Annotated in this window: 17 protein-coding genes; 16 read left to right on the top strand and 1 reads right to left on the bottom strand. The window is 31.6% G+C overall.

The window, feature by feature from the left end; translation table 11 throughout:
* Nucleotides 1-64 precede the first annotated feature (64 nt).
* From WA327_RS13130 to WA327_RS13080, 11 genes are all read left to right on the top strand, one after another.
* Complete coding sequence (locus WA327_RS13130; RefSeq protein ID WP_336070459.1) at nucleotides 65-541, top strand: hypothetical protein; 477 nt, start codon at nucleotides 65-67, stop codon at nucleotides 539-541.
* Nucleotides 541-1,119 carry a phosphatase PAP2 family protein gene (locus WA327_RS13125; protein ID WP_225604075.1) on the top strand — a complete coding sequence of 193 codons (579 nt, stop codon included), beginning with the start codon at nucleotides 541-543 and terminating at the stop codon, nucleotides 1,117-1,119. Before WA327_RS13130 ends, WA327_RS13125 begins: the two co-directional genes overlap by 1 nt.
* A 1-nt stretch (nucleotide 1,120) precedes the next feature.
* Nucleotides 1,121-1,549, top strand: a complete 429-nt coding sequence (locus tag WA327_RS13120; protein ID WP_225604076.1) for a DoxX family protein — start codon at nucleotides 1,121-1,123, stop codon at nucleotides 1,547-1,549.
* The gene (locus tag WA327_RS13115; RefSeq protein WP_225604077.1) at nucleotides 1,546-2,091 is read left to right on the top strand and encodes a phosphatase PAP2 family protein; all 546 of its coding nucleotides are present in this window, start codon (nucleotides 1,546-1,548) and stop codon (nucleotides 2,089-2,091) included. The genes WA327_RS13120 and WA327_RS13115 overlap by 4 nt, the downstream gene beginning before the upstream one ends.
* Complete coding sequence (gene chrA, locus WA327_RS13110; protein ID WP_336070454.1) at nucleotides 2,070-3,185, top strand: chromate efflux transporter; 1,116 nt, start codon at nucleotides 2,070-2,072, stop codon at nucleotides 3,183-3,185. The genes WA327_RS13115 and chrA overlap by 22 nt, the downstream gene beginning before the upstream one ends.
* 5 nt (nucleotides 3,186-3,190) lie before the next feature.
* Nucleotides 3,191-3,805 carry a sigma-70 family RNA polymerase sigma factor gene (locus WA327_RS13105; protein ID WP_336070452.1) on the top strand — a complete coding sequence of 205 codons (615 nt, stop codon included), beginning with the start codon at nucleotides 3,191-3,193 and terminating at the stop codon, nucleotides 3,803-3,805.
* Between the two features lie 124 nt (nucleotides 3,806-3,929).
* A complete protein-coding gene (locus WA327_RS13100) occupies nucleotides 3,930-4,175 on the top strand; it encodes a thioredoxin family protein (RefSeq protein WP_225573212.1) in 246 nt (81 codons plus the stop codon).
* A 1-nt stretch (nucleotide 4,176) separates the two neighbouring features.
* Nucleotides 4,177-5,151 carry a permease gene (locus WA327_RS13095; RefSeq protein WP_225573213.1) on the top strand — a complete coding sequence of 325 codons (975 nt, stop codon included), beginning with the start codon at nucleotides 4,177-4,179 and terminating at the stop codon, nucleotides 5,149-5,151.
* Between the two features lie 3 nt (nucleotides 5,152-5,154).
* Entirely contained in the window at nucleotides 5,155-5,511 is a 357-nt protein-coding gene (locus tag WA327_RS13090) for a hypothetical protein (protein WP_336070447.1), read from the top strand.
* Between the two features lie 390 nt (nucleotides 5,512-5,901).
* The gene (locus WA327_RS13085) at nucleotides 5,902-6,927 is read left to right on the top strand and encodes an ArsO family NAD(P)H-dependent flavin-containing monooxygenase (RefSeq protein WP_336070445.1); all 1,026 of its coding nucleotides are present in this window, start codon (nucleotides 5,902-5,904) and stop codon (nucleotides 6,925-6,927) included.
* A 1,528-nt stretch (nucleotides 6,928-8,455) separates the two neighbouring features.
* A complete protein-coding gene (locus WA327_RS13080) occupies nucleotides 8,456-8,890 on the top strand; it encodes a DUF6943 family protein (protein WP_225604083.1) in 435 nt (144 codons plus the stop codon).
* Between the two features lie 156 nt (nucleotides 8,891-9,046).
* Here WA327_RS13080 and WA327_RS13075 read toward each other — a convergent pair whose 3' ends face one another.
* Nucleotides 9,047-9,850 carry a hypothetical protein gene (locus WA327_RS13075; protein WP_225604084.1) on the bottom strand — a complete coding sequence of 268 codons (804 nt, stop codon included), beginning with the start codon at nucleotides 9,848-9,850 and terminating at the stop codon, nucleotides 9,047-9,049.
* A gap of 92 nt (nucleotides 9,851-9,942) precedes the next feature.
* Here WA327_RS13075 and WA327_RS13070 point away from each other — a divergent pair, with 92 nt between their 5' ends.
* The 5 genes from WA327_RS13070 to WA327_RS13050 all read left to right on the top strand — a co-directional run.
* Nucleotides 9,943-10,434 (top strand): thermonuclease family protein, encoded by a 492-nt coding sequence (locus WA327_RS13070; RefSeq protein ID WP_225604085.1) that lies wholly within the window; start codon nucleotides 9,943-9,945, stop codon nucleotides 10,432-10,434.
* A 221-nt stretch (nucleotides 10,435-10,655) separates the two neighbouring features.
* Entirely contained in the window at nucleotides 10,656-13,427 is a 2,772-nt protein-coding gene (locus WA327_RS13065; RefSeq protein WP_336070439.1) for a triple tyrosine motif-containing protein, read from the top strand.
* 230 nt (nucleotides 13,428-13,657) lie between these two features.
* Complete coding sequence (locus WA327_RS13060) at nucleotides 13,658-16,810, top strand: TonB-dependent receptor (protein WP_336070438.1); 3,153 nt, start codon at nucleotides 13,658-13,660, stop codon at nucleotides 16,808-16,810.
* A 12-nt stretch (nucleotides 16,811-16,822) separates the two neighbouring features.
* Nucleotides 16,823-18,310, top strand: a complete 1,488-nt coding sequence (locus WA327_RS13055; RefSeq protein WP_336070435.1) for a RagB/SusD family nutrient uptake outer membrane protein — start codon at nucleotides 16,823-16,825, stop codon at nucleotides 18,308-18,310.
* Between the two features lie 16 nt (nucleotides 18,311-18,326).
* A partial coding sequence (locus tag WA327_RS13050) for a carbohydrate binding domain-containing protein (protein ID WP_336070433.1) occupies nucleotides 18,327-19,868 on the top strand: 1,542 nt, incomplete at its 3' end.

The raw sequence follows: 19,868 nt of genomic DNA, 5'->3' as shown, positions 1-19,868 counted from the left end.
TTCAAATAGACCATATTATTAGTCTTGTGTTGTATAATTTTACACCATAATTAAATCACAACATATGAAATGGCTAATATATATTCTCACAGCACTTCTACTTTCTTCTTGTCGAGAAAACCAACAACAAATAGTAGAAGGAAATTGGATAAAAGGTACGGAACAAGAAAAAATTGAAACCATCGAAAACCAATTTAGGGGTTTTGATATGGCAATGGTAGAAACAGGATACCGCTATCAAGAACTGTATTGGGCAGGACAAGATGAAAATTGGGAATATGCTGATTACCAAATTGAAAAAATCAAAAAAGCGATTGAGAACGGCTTGAAAAGAAGACCCAAACGTGCAAAATCCGCAGAACATTTCTTAACCGTTGCAATTCCAGAAATGGAAAAAGCACTCGAAAAAAGAGATACCCTTGTATTCAACAAAAATTTCCAAATCTTCACCAATAACTGCATTAGTTGCCACGCAATGGGAAAAGTGCCAAGCTTTACTATAAAAAAACCGCTTTATAGACAATCACCAATTAGAAAATAATGATAGAATTTATTAATCAGATAGATATTGAAATTCTATTATGGCTGAATGGTAATCACAATCTATTTTGGGATGCTGTAATGTGGTTTGCAACAGGTACATTCACTTGGCTGCCATTTTATATGATATTGTCATTTCTGTTAATATGGAAATATAAAAGGGACGCAATATTGATGATTCTGTTAATAGCATTACTGATAACAATAAGTGACCAATTAGCTTCAGGCATATTTAAACCATTTTTCGAAAGATTGCGACCAAGCCATAGTCCTTATTTGATAGGTAAACTTCATTTAGTAAATGATTATAGAGGTGGTAAGTTCGGTTTTATTTCTTCTCACGCAGCCAATGTATTTTCATTAGCATTTTACTTGACATTAGTGACTAATGAGAAATTAAAATGGATACCATACGTGCTTATTCCTTGGGCAATCTTTGTAAGCCTTAGTAGAGTTTATCTTGGTGTTCATTATCCATCCGACATAATAGTTCCAGCGATTTTAAGTATACCAATAGCTTGGATAGTAGCTCGAATTTATAAAACGTATAATCCCATATTGATAAAAAAAATTGCTTAAAATGTTTAAAAAAACAATTAGTACTGATATATCAAAAACAACCATCATTATTCGCTTAATGGTTGGTGCTGTTTTTCTATCGGAAGGTATTCAAAAATTTCTATTTCCTGCCATTCGGGGTGCAGGACGATTTGAAAAAATCGGACTTCCATCACCAGAATTTCTCGGTGCATTTGTCGGCACGTTTGAAATTGTTTGTGGCACGTTGATTTTACTTGGCTTGCTTACCCGATTGGCAAGTGTTTTAACACTCGTAATTATGTTGGTTGCCATTGTTACAACAAAATCAGACATTTTAGCCAATGATGGATTTTGGATAATGATGCACGGAAGTCGAACTGATTGGGCAATGCTTTGGGGAAGTCTATTTTTAATTATTAAGGGCGGTGGGAATTGGTCGATAGATAAAAATATGTACAAAACCAAATGAATTTCTTTTTACAAATCGATTATGAATTTTTAAGATGGATTCAAGCAAATAGAATCGTTTTTTTAGATCCATTATTTTATTGGATTTCTTCATATACCTTCATTATTTCAATTATGATATTAGGTTTTATTGGTCTATTTTATATTAAAAATAAAGTAAAGTCATTCCAAATAAAGTACTACAGCCTTTTATTAATATTTATAGCTTCCTCAACATTCAGTTTAATTTTAAAATATATTGTAAAGCGGCCACGTCCATTTGTAGTACATCCTGCCATCATTCAATTGTATGAAACAAGTACCTTTTCATTTCCATCAGGTCACACTTCAATTGCTTTTACCTTAGCATTTAGCTTGGTATTCTTTTCATTAAAAAAATACTATGTGATACTTATTTTTATTTGGGCTCTTTTAGTAGCCTATTCTAGAATGGTATTAGGTGCTCATTATGTCTCTGATATAGTAACTTCAATTTTAATAGGTTTTATGTTTAGTCTATTAATCAAACCAATTTCAAAAGAATGGATAGTAAGAAAAACTTAAAAGAAGTAGCAAAACTTTTTTTTAAATTAGGAAGCATTGCTTTTGGCGGTCCTGCCGCCCATATTGCAATGATGGAAGATGAAGTCGTTAAAAAAAGAAAATGGATGAGTCATCAACATTTTCTTGATTTAGTTGGAGCAACAAATTTAATTCCAGGACCTAATTCTACCGAAATGACAATGCATTGCGGTCACGAAAGAGCAGGTTGGAAAGGCTTGATTGTAGCAGGTGCTAGTTTTGTTTTTCCAGCTGTTGTTATTACAATGATTTTTGCGTGGTTATATCAACAATACGGACAACTTCCAAAAGTTGAACCTTTCATTTATGGAATAAAACCAGCGGTAATTGCCATTATTCTTGGAGCAGTTTACCGACTTGGAAAAAAAGCACTCAAAAATGTAGAACTCGGTATTTTAGGAGCATTGACATTGATTGCTTGTTTGCTTGGTGTCCACGAAATTTTGGCGTTGTTTGCTTGTGGGCTTTCAGGTTTCATTCTATATTTTATTAAAAATTCAAAAAACACATTAAACAGTTTTACTTCACTTCTTTTATTACAAGTAGTAATAACACCGAGTACTCTAAAGATTCTATGGACGTTCTTTAAAGTAGGTGCTTTGCTTTATGGTAGTGGTTATGTGTTATTTGCCTTTCTAGATGCAGAATTGGTTTCTACAGGTTTATTGACTCGTAAAGAATTAATAGATGCCGTAGCAGTTGGACAATTTACGCCAGGACCCGTTTTATCAACCGCTACATTTATCGGATGGCAATTAGGTGGTTTTTGGGGTGCAATAGCTGCAACAATCGGTATTTTTCTTCCTTCATTTATCTTTGTAAGTATTCTTAATCCACTTATTTCAAAAATGCGAAGATCGAGAGTTACAGTAGCTTTTTTAGATGCTGTAAATATTGCAGCAGTTACTGTTATCGTAGCAGTTTGTGTAGAAATGGGAAAAGAAACGTTGACGGACTGGCGGACAATTTTAATTGCCACTTTGAGTCTTATTACTGTTTTCGTCTTTAAGAAAATAAATAGTGCTTTTATTGTAATTGGTGGTTCACTTATAGGATATTTTTTATCTTTGATATAGAATATATGGATTCACTTAAAACAAAAAATAAAGAATGTTGTAACATCAATGAGGTAGTACAAGAATTTTATGAATTCTTGAAAGCTTATATCATAAAGAAAACAAACGATATAAACCTTGCTGAAGATATTGTTCAAGAGGTGATGCTCAAATTGGTAGAGTCTCATAAAAAAAACATAGAAGTTAATAATATCAAAGCTTGGTTGTTTCAAGTAACTCGCAATACCATTGCGGACTATTATAAGGACTATTATAATAAAAACAAAATTGAATTTAATTTTAATGAAGATTGGAAAGAAAATAGTATTTCTAGTGATACAGTTTCTTCCATTTTAGAGTCTGATTTTATCATCCCTATGATTGGTTTGCTGCCAGAAAAATATGCGAAGCCATTACATCTAAGCGATATTGAAAACATTCCTCAAAAAGATATTGCTCTACAACTTAACCTTGGTTTATCCGCAACAAAAATGAGAATACAGCGAGGTAGAGAAAAATTAAAATCCCTATTTATAGAATGTTGTGATATTCAATATGACAAATCAGGTAATTTTTCGTCGTGCACAATAAAACCTCACTGTACACCATTACAAGAAATAGAAAAAAAAATAACTAATTAACCATTGATACATAGTTGGTTATGAGTAATCTCTCAAAAAAATACTTTTTTTTGTTCCTAAAAATGTGTCTTTTTTAAAAGATTTCAGACTTCGTAATAAAGTTTAATAATTAAAAACATTTATTATGAACACTGAAGTTAAAATTTTACACTCTTCTTGTTGTGCAAAAGGTTCCCCTATTAAGGAACAATTAGAAAAATTAGCACAAGAAAACAATCTGTCAATTACTATTGAGGAACTCTCAGAAATGCAAGACACTATGGTCTATGGTACAATGTCTTTTCCTTCATTAGTAATTAACGGTAAGGTTCACGCTTATAAATCATTTAATTCTGATGCAGAACTTCTTGCAGCACTAAAAGCAGCATAATATGGAGAAGTTGACAGAATTATTATCTAGTTTTTCAGACTATATAGTGTTTGAATTATTAGGTTTAGACCAATCAGGGCTGTTTGCAACAGCCCTTCAATACTTTATTGCCACGTTTATTTTAATAGCTTTTTTGGTTGTGATAGTAACCTACGTTATGGGTATCATCACCAGTTATTTACCAATGGATAAAATACGTGACTATTTAGAACGCAATAAAAAATCAGGTTTAGGAAACATATTAGCCTCTTTGTTGGGAGCTATTACCCCTTTTTGTTCGTGCTCATCAATTCCATTATTTGTAGGAATGATGCAAGCTAGAATTCCATTGGGTATTGCATTATCTTTCTTAATAACCTCACCTTTAGTAAACGAAATAGCTATTGTATTATTTTGGGTGTCTTATGGTTGGAAGGTTACTGTAATTTATATTTTATCTGGTATTGTTTTAGGTGTTATAGGTGGGATTATTCTTGATAAAATGGGAATGTCAGCTCATATTGCAGAATGGTTAAAACAATTGCATTCTAAAACTGAAAAAACTATTGAAGATAAAAGGTCTTTAAAACAGAAGTTTCCAGAAATACATAAAGAAGCCTTAAGTACATTAAAAAAATTAGTGCCATACATCTTTATTGGTATTGGAATAGGTTCTTTTATTCACGGTTATGTGCCTCAATCCTTTTTTGAAGAATATATTTCAGAAAGTAACCTTTTTGCTGTACCTATTGCAGTGATTATGGGAATTCCACTTTATATTGATGCTGTAGGTGTATTGCCAGTGGTAGAAACTTTGGTGGATAAAGGTGTACCATTAGGTACGGCTATTGCCTTTATGATGGGATCTATTGGTTTATCGCTTCCCGAAGCTTTACTCTTGAAAAAAGTGATGCAAAAAAAACTAATCATTGCTTTCTTTTCAGTCATCGGAATAGGAATGATTATCTCAGGTTATGTTTTTAATTTAATATTTTAATTTATGAAATCAATTTTATCATCCATAAGTGCTGTATTTGTAGCATTAGTCGCTTGCACTTGTTGTGTTGGTCCATTAATGGCTTTTGCAGGAATGTTAGGAGCAATTGTTTCTCAATTGGTATGGCTAGCAACAATAAAACCGTATCTTATAGCATTCAGTTTAATAGCAGTTTCTTACAATTTATATAGAGCATATTTTCCTAAAAAAGAACAAGCTTGCTGCACCATAGAAAGTCAAGAGACAATAAGTAAACTAGATACTAAACAAAAGAAATCATTATCATTTCTACAATCAAAAACGTTTTTATGGTGCGTTGCCATTATAACATTAATCATATTAATTCTACCATATATTTAAAAATTTAATAATTATTAAATCAATAACATCTCTTATATTAACACTAGTATTTGCTACAAATATTTTAGCTTTTACCCATAATAACGATACAAATATTCATCAGAAAATTGAAGGAAACATTGTTATCTCTGATACTGTTAAAAAAACGTATCAATTAGAAAAATTCACCCAATCTTGTTGTACAGGAATTGTAGAATATTCATTAAAGAAAAACGTTAAAGGTTTTATTAAAGCTGTTTCTAACACTAAAAAAGGTCAAATAACCGTTTGGTACGATAGTACAAAATCTACCGATAAAGAAGTAAAAGAAGCCATTAACAAAACCCCTTATAAAGTAATTAAAGAAATTAAGTAAGGGCTTATTATGGCAATACCTAATAAAATATTTGATTGTATAATAATAGGTGGCGGGCAGGCGGCTTGTCCGTTGCTTATTTTTTAAAAAGAAGTAAACTAAATTATTTAATTCTAGATGCAGAAGGTAATTCCGGTGGTTCTTGGTTACATACTTGGGATAGTTTAAAATTATTTTCACCTTCTCAATATAGCTCACTTTCTGGTTGGCAAATGCCTACAACTAAACAAGAATATCCTACAAAGGAAGAATATTTGAGTTATTTGTCCAATTACGAAAAACGATATAATTTCCCAATACAACGAAGTACATTTGTTGAAGAAGTTGTTAAAGAAGGAGAATTATTTAAATTAAAAACCAATCAAGGAGTATTTATTAGTAAAACTGTTGTAAGTGCTACAGGTACAGCTCGTTCACCTTTTATTCCTATATATCCTAAAATTGATGAATTTTTAGGTATGCAAATACACTCTAGTGCTTATAAAAATAGTTCACCTTTCAGAAACAAAAGAGTAGTTGTTGTTGGTGGGGGTAATTCTGGTGCTCAAATTTTAGCAGAAGTTTCTAAAGTAGCTTATACAAAGTGGGTAACACTAGATAAACCTACGTTTCTACCAGAAGAAATTGACGGTCGTTACTTGTTTAATCAAGCTAATGAAAAGTATCTTAAGAAAAAGAATACTTCAAATACTTTACAAGTTTCTTTGAGTGATATTGTACAAGTTGAAAGTGTGAAAGATGGATTAGCACGTAACGTATTTAAAGATCATCGTCCATTTTCCTCATTTTATAAAAACGGTGTAATTTGGCAAGATGGAAAAAAAGAAGCTTTTGATGCCATTATATGGTGTACTGGTTTTAGACCTTATTTGAACCATTTAAAAAAATTAAATATTATTGAAAATGATAAAGTAATAACAAAAAATACGCGAGCAGTTAAAGAGTCAAATTTATGGCTAGTGGGTTATGGTAATTGGACAGGTTTTGCTTCAGCAACCATTTATGGCGTTGGTAAAACTGCAAAAATTACAGCAAAAGAAATAATTAATTCATTGTCATAACTCCCCATTTGCTTCCAGTAGGTTCTTTTCGTTCGCTCGTACCTTACTTACTACAATCACCCACTTCCTGCAACACTCAGGAAGAGTAGTCCTTTATTTAATTTGCCTAACATTTATTATCTTTGTGTATAGTTAATGACATTTCAATTTTCAAAAGTATATAGGTAATAACATTTGTTAGTTAATAAAGTCAAATGATAATACCAATAATGTAAGTAAACTCATTAGCCAAATATGTTAATTCAGCAGAATGTATTGGAAATCCGTAAAGCAACAAAACTTACCAGTAGCCATAAAATACCTTGAAAAGGTAGCTCAAATATTTCCTCATTTTGAAGGTGATAAACTACCTGACTTCGGTAAAAATAATCTTTGGTTTTTATTACGGATAAATAATAAGGTGTGCCACAGGCACGACTTTAATAACGGTTGGTTCCGTAGGTTTCTTTCCCCAGCCTATAAAAATCCAACGTTATTCGTGCCTCATAACTCCTCTGTCTTTTTATAGGCTTCCGCTCTTCCAACGCTACAGTTGTTATTTTCTGTCACACTTTTTGCAATCCAACGCTAATTATAGCCCATTAATATCCTCGTTCCTTCGGTAGTAAAGAGCTATGCCACCACACAAAAGCAAAAAGGCGTATGCACTCCAAAGTACCGCTCTGTGCAACTTGTGCCAGAAAATAACAACCCAAAGCTACATTAACATAATGTGGCATTATAGTACATACCACAAGGGCTTCATTGCATTACGGGCTAAAGCCTATGTCCTATAATAACATTATGTTAAGTATCCGCTCATTGCCAACGCTTTAAACCTACTTCACCAACCGAAAGACCACAATTCCCCAACCACCCTTTTCAGCGGTCAGAAAAAAAATAAACTATGAGTTAATGTCGGTTTATAGTAGGTACATTTCATTCTCTCATTTCGTGCCTACATTCTTTCATTGCATATACCCACTAACACCTAATAATGCAAGCAAGAGTAGCTCATTCTCTACACTCCACTAAGCGACACACTATTCCATTACGCAATCCGTATGCAAGCCCACCGCACAACAACTTTGCAGTAAATTGTAAAGTTTGCAAAGTCTGCAACCCTGCAATGCATACAGTATTACTTCATTCCATCCCACCGCATTTAGTTCCGTTTCTTTCAATCGCTACACTTGCCACACACCAGCCCACGCTTTTAGAATAGGTATAGTTTATTTTTTTTCTGGTCATATTTCCCCAAAGGAATTGAACAACCAAATAAGCATTTTACAAATAAGAGAGTAAGTAAAAAATGTTATGCCAAAAGAATAAAAAAGATAGCAAATGTAGGTGGTTACAATTGGCCCTTCAAGTTCAAGCCCTACGGGTTTTGAAAAAAATCTCCACCCTATCGGGTAGTATTTTTCCCAAAAAACTTGCTTGTCCAATCTCCACCACCTGATGAGATGGCTTTCTTTTTTTTTCGTTTTTTTCTTTGTCAAAAAATTTTGTGAAGGGGATTTCGGAAGCCAACTAAAATTCTCGGAAAATGACAAAATTCACTCTCAAAACTTACAGACCAGCAGCCGAAACTGAAAAGCCACATTTCTACATTTTGAACAAAGGGATGAACAGCGGAAAGCCACTTAAACAACCTTGCCCGAATTGCTTTATTTTGATAGCACCCACAGAGGAAGCTAAAGAGCAGTTATATTGGCTATGTTTTGGGCTATGGCGTGCAAAATCCTTTCATTACTATTTAAAAGGTTCAGTTATTCCGTTCATCACAAAAAATGACCTTAAACAAGGCATTTTGAACGGATTTGAACAGGCAAATAATGATATTTCTATTTTCAAAAAGTCAGTCAAAGCCTTACAACTTTTAGAAGAACAAGAAAAGGTTTATAAACTCAACCTAAAACTAATTGATGATGCACGTAGGGCGGTTTTCTATCGCTATATTTCTAAAAAGAGGTATTCCTAGGGCTACTCATATTTGAGTACTGTATAAGGCATATTTTAGCCCAATAAGATTGCACCGTCTTAATAAAAAAATGCAAACCCTACAAAGTGCCAAAAAGAAAAGCCTACTCAAATGAGCAGGCTTTCTTCTAATTCCATAAATCTCTAAAATGGCATCTTAGAATATTTCGGAAATCTTTAAGGCGTTACCTTGTGCAAACACATAGTAGTTTGAACCTACTTCTTGATAAAACTCAATACCGATAGAGTTTAAAACACTTACATCAGTTGTCATAGTTGGAGAACCTGGTAATGTAGCAACCAATGAAATTAATGCAGTAACTGAATCAACAGGTAAATAGGCAGAATACTGAACATCTTTTAATTCGTTCAAACTTGCTTCTTTAGGCTCATAAACCTTTGTAGTAGTGTTAAACTCATAATCAGACAATACTGAAATAGCATTGATAATTCTAAAATGAGTTGCACCGGCTGGTATGTTTAAGTAATTCAACGGATTGAATGCGGGAACATCCAAAGTTGAACTATCACGAGAACCAGCAGGAGTAATTGTGAACGGAGCATTAAAAGCACCATTGAAAGAAGTGAATCTGTTAAAGTCAAATCCTTTCAAATAGTTTGGCACTGTCGAAATCAACACAGCTCGTTTACCTCTGGCTTCTGAACCATCTTCTAAATTGATTTTCTTCATTATAGCAGTCAATCTTCCAGTCACTTGACTATCTGCCATATTTTTCATTAGACTTGCTAATCCAACTCTAACGGATTTACCTGCCATAGCACAACCACCAAATTCGTTCATATTTTCACGAGTTCTTTGGAATGCGGGATCAGTTGCAATTTGTTCAGCAGTTGGACCACCAGTCAAACCTGCAAAATAACCTTCATTTCCTTTAATTTTAAAATGTCTAATATCTCCAAGAGTACCGACATATTTTAGGGGACCTTTCTGTCTTGCCATTTCTTTAAATTTTTAAATGTTAATAATAATTCTTACTATTACAAAGATAAACCTAACATATTGAATATCAATTCGTTAATAAACGTAAACAAATGCAAACAAGTGCTAATAAACAAACAAGGATAAGAACACACTATGAAGTGGTTAAAGTTTTGGATGGAGACGGACTAATCGTAAAAAATATTTTCACAAATGATGAAGAAGAAGTTAGGCTATTAGGTATTGATGCTCCAGAGATTAAACTATGCAGAAAATTAAAGCAAGATGAAAGAGAAGTGAATATCTCAGGCACATATTTAATTGAACTGGGTTACAAGTCAATGAAGTTTTTACTAAAAAAAGCCAAACCACAAACAAGCGTTACTATAATTCAAGAACAATCAAATCTTACAGATGCTTTTGGAAGAACATTAGCTTATATAATTTTGCCAAATGGCAAAACGCTTAATGAAATAATGGTCAGAAGAGGTTATGCAAAGCCATACAACAATGTATTCTGCGAAGAGTTACCAAAGTACCAAGCACTTAATTTGAGGGCTAAAACAAAGAAAAAAGGTTTATATTCGCTTATCAATTCGTTCTAATCTCCCTACATTTACTTGCTTTTATTATCTCTTATTTATAGTTTATTGTTGCCTATTTGTTGCCCAATAACCATAACTAACTGATATACAGTACTACTTTACTTTTTGTATCGGGAAGTAAGACTATCAATTTAATACCTTAAAATTTAACCATACATTTTGTATATTGTGATATGCAAAAATGTAATTATACTTCTAGGTTAAAACATATTAAAACCCTTGTGAACATTGGTTTTTTGTTTGTTGTTATGGTAGTGCAATCTCAAAATTTACCACCTATACAATATTATTCACCTAAACAATATAACGCAGCAAATCAAAATTGGGATATATCTCAATCTTCAGATAAATATATCTACGTTGCTAACTCTAAAGGCTTATTAGAGTTTAACGGAGCTAATTGGAATTTATACAATTCACCTAACGAAACTGTAATTAGATCTGTACATGTTTTAGAAGATAAAATATATACAGGTTGTTATATGGAATTTGGTTTTTGGCAAAAAACTGAAATAGGAGATTTGCAGTACACGTCTTTATCTTCAAAAATTAAAGAAAAGTTGCTAGAAGATGAGCAGTTTTGGAATATAGAAAGCTTGGATAATTGGTTGTTATTTCAGTCTTTAGATAGAATCTATATTTATAATATATCGGATGAAACTTTTAATATCATAGATTCTGAAGAGTCTATTTTAAAGATGTTTAAAGTTAATAATGCTATTTATTTTCAAGATAAAACAAAGGGTTTGTTTGCTTTTGAGAATAGCAAACCTAAGTTGATTTCCAACGATGCAGCAATTTTAAATGACATTGTAGTTGGCTTTTTTCCTGTAAAAGAACACTTTTTAGTAATAACTCAAAATAGCGGTGTTTTTCAGCTAAAGAATAATCAGTTATCAAAATTTTCAGATATACTAGACGGATTTTCGGTGTATAGTAGTTTAAAATTGAATGATAAAACACTAGCTATTGGAACGATATCTAATGGTATCATTCATCTAAGTACCAACGGAGAGATTATTAATAAAATTGAACAAGAAAATGGCTTAGGTAATAATACTGTTTTATCTGTTTTTGAAGATGTAGACCATAATTTATGGCTAGGAATGGATAATGGTATTAGTTGTGTTAATATGGAATCTCCATTTTTAATTTTTAATGACGAAAAAGGAGACTTAGGTACCGTTTACACATCAATTATATTTAATAATAAGCTTTATTTAGGTACAAATCAAGGATTGTTTTATAGAGACGAAAAAGATCATAATTTTAAGTTTATAGAAAACACAAAAGGACAAGTTTGGTGTTTAAAAGTGATTGATAGCCAATTATTTTGTGGTCATAACAGAGGTACTTTTTTAATTGAAAATGATATAGCTCAATCTATAGCAAGTGTTGATGGTACTTGGGGAATTTTACCAATTAAAAACCAGCCTAATTTGCTTTTACAGGGTAATTATAATGGGCTTAATATACTTGAAAAGAAAAATGGCAAATGGAGGTTTAGAAATAAAATAAATGGATTTAATAATTCATCTAGATTTTTAGTTTTTATAGACAAAAATCAAGTTTTGGTTAATCACGAATATAAAGGCGTTTTTAAAATAGATATAAATGATGATTATCAGTCAATTAGTAAAGTCCAAAAGCTTAATTTTTTAGGAAAAGGATTATTTTCTTCAATAGCTAAACACAATCAGAAAATCTATTACGCTTCAAAAAATGGAGTTTTTGTCTCTAGTGGTGATAAACTAGAATTTAAAAAGGATACTATTCTTTCAAATTTATTTGAAGAACAAGGATATGCTTCAGGAAAATTAGTTTCTGATCAAAAAACCAATACCTTATGGATGTTTACCCAAAAAGGAATTAACTATATCAAGCCAGGTAAATTAAGCAATGAGCCAGAAATCACGTTTATTCCTTTGTCAAATTCTCTAAGAGAGAATATTTCAGGTTATGAAAGTGTGTCAAGTATTTCTGCTAATAAATTCATTTTAGGAACCTCTAAAGGTTATAAGATATTAGATATTTCAAAATTTGAAGCAAGTGCTTATAATGTTCATATTAATGAAATAAACATAAATCCGCTTTCAAGTAAAAAAGAACTTATAGACATTTCTGAAAATGGAATATTTAAAAATAAACAAAATAATATAGAGTTTAGTTACAGTATTGCAGAATATGACAAGTACTTAGAAGCAGAATTTGCTACAAAACTTGAAGGTTTTTATGAAAAATGGAGCGATTGGAGTAATACATCTAGTATCTCTTATAAAAATTTACCACCTGGTGATTATACATTTAAAGTAAAGGCTAGAGTAGGAGATAAAGATGTTAAAGAAGCAGTAGTTTATAATTTTAGTATTGAAAAACCTTGGTACTTATCAACCACAATGGTTTTTGTATATCTTATTTCAGCGCTTGTAGTTTTATTATTGGTAAATTATCTATACAAGCTTTATTATAGAAAACAAAAAGAAAAACTACTTCAAAAGACACAACGAGAACTAGAGTTAAAAGACTTAGAAAATAAGCAACATTTAATGAAGCTTAATAACGAAAAACTTAAAAATGAAATTGAAAGTAAAAACCGTGAATTAGCTGTTTCTACTATGAGTTTGATTAAAAAGAATGAATTTCTTAATACAATAAAAAACGAGTTAACAGAAAAAGTAGATACATCTAACCTTAAGCCTGTTATTAAAATTATTGATAAAAACATTAACAATAAAGACGACTGGAAGCTTTTTGAAGAAGCTTTTAACAATGCAGATAAGGACTTCTTAAAAAAGATAAAATCTAAACATCCAAAATTAACATCTAATGATTTAAGACTATGTGCTTATTTACGTCTTAACTTATCTTCAAAAGAAATTGCGCCACTTTTAAATATCTCACCAAGAAGTGTAGAGGTTAAACGATATCGTTTGCGTAAAAAGATGGATTTACCTCATGAAACAAATTTAACAGATTATATTTTAGAGTTGTAAAACACTACAACTGTTAAAAATAACTATACAATACCACAACATCTACTTTAAAATTATAATTGTAAAAAATAAACTTTTAAAAGGCGAAATCGTTCAAATGTTAAATTATCACTATGTTTTTTAACATTTTTTAAACTTTTTTTTGTCATGTATGTTTTTTGTAGCGCTAAATATTAAGAATTTGTTAATGAAAGAGGTTAATTTTGAGAAAAGCTCAAAATATATAAAAAATGAAAAAAATATTTTTTTCGGTTTTACTCTCCATTTTTGCTATTAGTGCATATGCGCAAGAGTATACCATTTCAGGAGTTGTAACCAGTCAACAAGATGGATTACCGCTTCCCACAGTTAGTGTTGTAATAAAGAATACAACAAAAGGTACAGTTACAGATTTTGACGGTAACTATACAATTAACAATGTCCAAAAAGGAGAAACACTAGTGTTTTCTTATTTAGGATTTGAAACCAAAGAAATAGTTGTTAATAATGGTAACAACATTGATGTAGCTCTTACAGAAAATGTAGAGTCATTATCAGAAGTCGTAGTGATTGGTTATGGATCACAAAGAAAAGAACTTGTTTCTGGTGCTTATACTAGTTTAGATTCTGATAAAATTGTTGAAAATAACCCAACAAGAATAGAAGAAGCTTTAAAAGGTAGTGCAGCAGGTGTACAAGTAAATTCTTCTTCAGGTTCACCAGGTGCAGCATTAAACATAAGAGTAAGAGGTATTACTACTAACGGAGATAATAGTCCGTTAGTTATTGTTGATGGTGTAAACATTGGTAACGATTTAAGTATTATTGATCCAAATGATATAGCAAAAATAGATGTTATTAAAGATGCTAGTACAGCTATATATGGTGTACAAGGTGCAAATGGTGTAATATTAATAACAACAAAAACAGGTAAAGCAAATCAAAAAACACAGTTTTCTTATAATTCATTTGTGTCTATTCAAGAAGCAGAAAACCGAATAGAATTAATGAATGCAAATGAATATGCAGCCTATGTAAATGAAAATGAAGCGATTGATGGCAATTCTATACCGTACCCTAATTTAAGTGCTTTAAATAATGATACAGATTGGCAAGACGAATTATTTACCACAGCTCCAATAATAAGTCATAGTTTAAGTGCAACAGGAGGATCAGAAAAAGTTAAATATGGTTTTAGTGCAACACATTTTACACAAGATGGTATTATAGCACCAGATAAATCAAATTATAAAAGATGGACACTAAAGAATAATTTAAGTGTAGATTTAACAGATAAGCTTAATGTTAGCACTCTGTTACTTTATACTAATATAAGAAGTAAGGGTATTCCTGAAGGAGGAAGAGGATCTGCATTGTATTATGCTTTAAACGCTTCTCCATTAACACCAGTTTTTGATGGTACAGATGGTTCGGGTATTTCAAATGGGTATCAATATATTGGTACAGAACAAGGTAATGAAATTATTAATCCTCTAGCTTTAATTAATAATACTTTTAACGAAGGAAGAGCAGATAGATTTACTGGTAAAATTGAGCTATCTTATGATATCATTAAAGATTTAAAAATTAATTCTAGATTAAACTTTAATTACTCTGATTTTGGAGGAAGAGAATATTATCCATTGCAATATTATGGACCAAATAAAGTAGTTAATAATGTACTTCTAGATCCAAATAATCCAAATCAATTTGATTTAGATAGAAATAATGATGGACTAAGAGATGTTTATAGTACTGTTGCAGAAAACTCACAACATAGCTTTGACTATACTTGGGAAAACTTTTTAACCTATAATAAATCGTTTGGTAATCATAATTTTACAGGGTTATTAGGTACCTCAATCAGAAGTGTAAAATATAAAGGTTTTTTTGGCTCTGGTCCTTTAGTTAGTGGTCCAGATACTTGGGATAATGCATATTTACAAAATACACAATCAATAATCCAATTAAAAGATGATGTAATCACTCAAAGTTTAGTTACTAGTGCAGATGGAAGAAGTGAATCTCGATGGTACTCTTTATTTGGAAGACTTCAGTATGATTATTTAGGTAAATATATGTTCTCAGGAATCCTTAGAAGAGATGCCTCTACTAGATTTGGACCAAATAATAGAGTAGGGTATTTTCCTTCATTATCTGCAGGTTGGTTAGTTTCAAACGAAGACTTTTTTAAATCAAGCTTATTTAATAAACTAAAACTTAGAGGAAGTTGGGGTATTACAGGTAACGACAAAATAGGTGATTATAGATGGATTGGTTTTTTACAAGGTACAACAGGAGAAGCTAGTTATCCATTTAATGATCTGTTATCCTTTGGTAATGCAACAGGTGCATTATCTAATCCTGATTTACAATGGGAAACTAACTACCAAACTAATATAGGTATAGATTTTTCGATGTTTAATAGTAAATTAAATGTAACTGCAGATTACTATGTAAAACGTACAGAAGATTTATTACTAATACCAGAAGTTTCAGGTCTTTTAGGTGCAAGTGCAGGTGGTAGTTCTCCACCAGTTGTAAATGCAGGGACAATAGAAAATAAAGGTATAGACTTAAGTATAAGCTTTAATCATGATTTTTCTGAAGATTTAAGATTTGGTGTTAGTTATAATCTAACTAGTGTTAAAAATAAAGCTTTAGAGGTTAATAATGCAGCAGGTTTTATACCAGGAGGATTATTTGGGTTAAATCAAAACACATCAAGATTTCAAGAAGGTTTACCAATAGGTGCTTTTTATGGACTACAAACAGATGGTGTTTTTCAAAATCAAGCAGAAATTGATGCGCATGCAGTACAGCCAGGAGCACAACCAGGAGATTTACGTTATGTAGATGTAGATGGTGATGGTGTAATAGAATTTGGTAGTGAAGATGACCTTACAATGATTGGTAATCCAATACCTGATGTAACTATGGGATTAAATTTAAACTTAGATTATAAAGGTTTTGATTTTGGTACAACTTTATATGCTTCAATAGGAAATGATATTGTTAGAAGTTATGAGCGCTTTTTAACTTATAGTAATAAGCCAGACTTTTATTTAGACAGATGGACAGGAGAAGGAACTTCTAATACTGTTCCAAGAGCATCTACTAATGCAGCAAATAATAGGTTGTTTTCTTCTTTTTATGTAGAAGATGGTTCTTATTTAAGAATACAAAATGTACAGTTAGGTTATTCTTTACCAAAGTCAGTTTTAGAAAAAATAAATTTAACTAAGTTAAGACTATATGTAGCTGTTAATAATTTATACACTTTCACAGACTACAGTGGGTATAATCCAGATATTTCAAATGGTGATCCTAATAGTGCAGGTGTAGATTTAGGTCAATATCCACAAACAAGAACCTTTACAACAGGTATTAATGTTTCATTTTAATAATCAAAGATTATGAACAAAAAAGTAAAAATATTAAGTTTAGTAATAGGTCTAATTTTTTCATTCTATTCATGTGATGATTATTTAGAGATATTACCAGAAGGTCAAGAGAATACAGAAAATTATTTTAATTCTCAATCAGACTATGAAGATGCTTTAATAGGTGTCTACGATTTATTATCAACAACGTATTTAAATAATATTTTAGGAGAAATAGCCTCAGACAATAGTCTGTGTGGCGGAGAAAATCCAACAGATGTATTAGAGTGGCAACAGATAGATGATATGATTCACACTGCAGATAATCCAGCTTTAAGAAACATCTGGCAATGGATGTATGCTGGAATTAGTAGAGCAAATTATATAGTAGAATTTAAAGATAAAACAAATTTTGCGGGTAAAAATCAGCTATTAGCAGAAAACTTATTTCTTAGATCATACTATTATTTTGAGTTAGTAAAATTCTTTGGAGATGTTCCGCTATATACAAATGGAAGAATTACAATTGAAGAAACACAATCAATAGACAGAACACCTAAAGCACAAGTTTATGCTCAACTAGAAGCAGATTTAAATACAGCAATACAAGATTTACCTTGGGTGCAAGGTCAAGAAGGTAGAGTAACTAAAGGAGCAGCATTAGCTTTATTAGGAAAAATATATTTATACCAAGAAAAATTTTCAGAAGCTGTAGTTGTTTTAGATCAAGTTATCAATTCAGGACAGTATGATTTAGTTGATGATTTTGATCAGATATTTTTAAATTCAAATGAAAACAATGAAGAATCTATATTTGAAGTTCAATACTTTGGAGGAGAAGGTGGTGGATTTGATTGCTTTCAATGTGTAGAAGGTAATATTGCTGTAGGATTTATGGGACCAAGGTTTAACGGAGGTGACTATTCTCCATATACATCTGGTTTTAGTTTTAATCCACCAACAGAAGAATTATACAATTCTTTTGAAACTGACGATTTAAGAAGAGATGCTAGTATTTTAAATATGGATCAGTTTATAGCTGCAAATCCAGATGTAACATTTGATATAGGTAACCCTTTGGATTATACAGGGTACTACAATAAAAAATATATTCCATATGCAGAGTCTAACGCAGGAGATGTTAACTTAACTCACAGCAATAACTACAGAGCAATTAGATTATCAGATGTAATGTTAATGGCAGCAGAGGCATATAATAGAGGTGATATAAGTGATTCTCAAGCTAGAATTTATTTAAATCAAGTTAGAGATAGAGCGTTTAACGATATGGGAAGTGGTGCGCACGATATTAATCTTTCTGGTACAGCACTTACAGATGCAATATGGAATGAAAGAAGATTAGAGTTAGCAGGAGAAGGACATAGATTTTTTGATCAAGTTAGAACTAATCAAACAAATACAATTGAAGGATTTAGTCCAGACGTTAATGTTTTATTCCCTATTCCTCGTATCGAAATAGAATTAGCTGGTAATCGCTGGCAACAAAATCCAGGTTATTAATTAAAAAATTAGAAAAATGAAAAATTTCAAGTACATCCTTACTTCCTTTTTGGCAGTTTTATTAGTGTTTACATGTGCAAATGAAGATGATGATACAGATTTTGTAAATCAAATTGAAGCACCAAAAAACGTTTCGGCATTAATAACCGTAACACAAGACAATACAGGTTTAGTAACAATTACACCATTAGGTGAAGGAGCTGTTAGTTACAAAGTAAATTATGGTGATGACTCTGAGTTGTCAGAAGATTTAAATCCAGGTCAAAGTACACAACACACATATGAAGAAGGTGTTTATAACGCCATTATCGTGGCAACAGGATTAAATGGAAAAACAACATCTGTCACACAAGAAGTAGTTGTCTCTTTCCAAGCACCTCAAAATTTAGTGGTTACTATAGAAAATGACACAACAATCTCTAAACAAGTGAACATTGATGCAGATGCAGATTTTGCATTGTCTTATGAAGTTGATTTTGGAGACGGTAGTGATCCAATAATGACAAATTTTGAATCTCCAGTTAGTTATCAATATGCAGATGCTGGTATATATACTATTACAGTAACAGCGTTTAGTGCAGCTATCGAAACTACAATTTATACAGAAGATTTTGAAGTTACAGCAATACTTCAACCTGTTAATGCTGCTCCAACACAACCAGCTAGAGCAGATGCAGATGTGATATCAATTTACTCAGGTTACTATGATAATATTGCAGGCACAAATTATTACCCAAATTGGGGGCAAACAACAACTTATACAGAGTTAGACATTAATGGTGATGCAACGATTCAATATAGTAATTTAAATTATCAAGGTATAGAGTACGGTGAAACTATAGATGCTTCTACAATGGAATATTTACATATTGATGTGTGGACTGCAGATGCGCCAAATATTCAAGTTTTCCCAATTAGTATAGCTACAGGAGAGCAACAAGTAACTTTAGATTTAGTTGCAGATCAATGGAATAGTTTTAATATTCCTCTTTCAGATTTCACTTCACAAGGATTGTCAATGGACGATATTCACCAATTCAAATTCGTAGGGTCAGGTACAGTATTTATTGATAATATATACTATTACAGACAGGCATCAGGTCCAACAGGTCCAAACTTAATAGTTAATGGAGATTTTGAAAACGGAAGTTCACCATGGATTATAGGAGTAGATGATAGTACTTCTGCTCCAGTAGTAACCAATTCGGGTAACACATATTATTCTGTAAACGTAACAACAGCAGGAAATCCATACGATGTAAATGTTAGTCAAAAGTTAGAAATAATTCAAGGTAACACATATACATTAACTTTTGATGCTTGGTCAGATGTAAACAGATCTATCATAGCAGGTATAGGATTAAGTGCAGATCCATGGAATAATAATACAGAAACAGTAAACATAACATCTAGTGTTTCAACATATACATTAACATTAACAGCTACAGATTTTGGTGCTACAGATGCAAGGGTAATTTTTGATTTAGGAGCAGATGTTGGGGAAGTAAATATTGATAATGTTTCTTTAGTTGTTAATAATGGTAATCCAGATCTGGTT

Source organism: Mesoflavibacter sp. CH_XMU1404-2, from assembly GCF_037029465.1.
In the GTDB taxonomy this organism is placed as follows: domain Bacteria; phylum Bacteroidota; class Bacteroidia; order Flavobacteriales; family Flavobacteriaceae; genus Mesoflavibacter.
Note: the sequence above shows the minus strand (reverse complement) of the source record. Positions and strands in the feature narration are given on the sequence as shown.

Coding starts and splice junctions, on each gene's coding strand:
- WA327_RS13130 (WP_336070459.1), top strand. CDS start 65: ATGAAATGGCTAATATATATTCTCACAGCACTTCTACTTTCTTCTTGT.
- WA327_RS13125 (WP_225604075.1), top strand. CDS start 541: ATGATAGAATTTATTAATCAGATAGATATTGAAATTCTATTATGGCTG.
- WA327_RS13120 (WP_225604076.1), top strand. CDS start 1,121: ATGTTTAAAAAAACAATTAGTACTGATATATCAAAAACAACCATCATT.
- WA327_RS13115 (WP_225604077.1), top strand. CDS start 1,546: ATGAATTTCTTTTTACAAATCGATTATGAATTTTTAAGATGGATTCAA.
- chrA (WP_336070454.1), top strand. CDS start 2,070: ATGGATAGTAAGAAAAACTTAAAAGAAGTAGCAAAACTTTTTTTTAAA.
- WA327_RS13105 (WP_336070452.1), top strand. CDS start 3,191: ATGGATTCACTTAAAACAAAAAATAAAGAATGTTGTAACATCAATGAG.
- WA327_RS13100 (WP_225573212.1), top strand. CDS start 3,930: ATGAACACTGAAGTTAAAATTTTACACTCTTCTTGTTGTGCAAAAGGT.
- WA327_RS13095 (WP_225573213.1), top strand. CDS start 4,177: ATGGAGAAGTTGACAGAATTATTATCTAGTTTTTCAGACTATATAGTG.
- WA327_RS13090 (WP_336070447.1), top strand. CDS start 5,155: ATGAAATCAATTTTATCATCCATAAGTGCTGTATTTGTAGCATTAGTC.
- WA327_RS13080 (WP_225604083.1), top strand. CDS start 8,456: ATGACAAAATTCACTCTCAAAACTTACAGACCAGCAGCCGAAACTGAA.
- WA327_RS13075 (WP_225604084.1), bottom strand. CDS start 9,850: ATGGCAAGACAGAAAGGTCCCCTAAAATATGTCGGTACTCTTGGAGAT.
- WA327_RS13070 (WP_225604085.1), top strand. CDS start 9,943: ATGCAAACAAGTGCTAATAAACAAACAAGGATAAGAACACACTATGAA.
- WA327_RS13060 (WP_336070438.1), top strand. CDS start 13,658: ATGAAAAAAATATTTTTTTCGGTTTTACTCTCCATTTTTGCTATTAGT.
- WA327_RS13055 (WP_336070435.1), top strand. CDS start 16,823: ATGAACAAAAAAGTAAAAATATTAAGTTTAGTAATAGGTCTAATTTTT.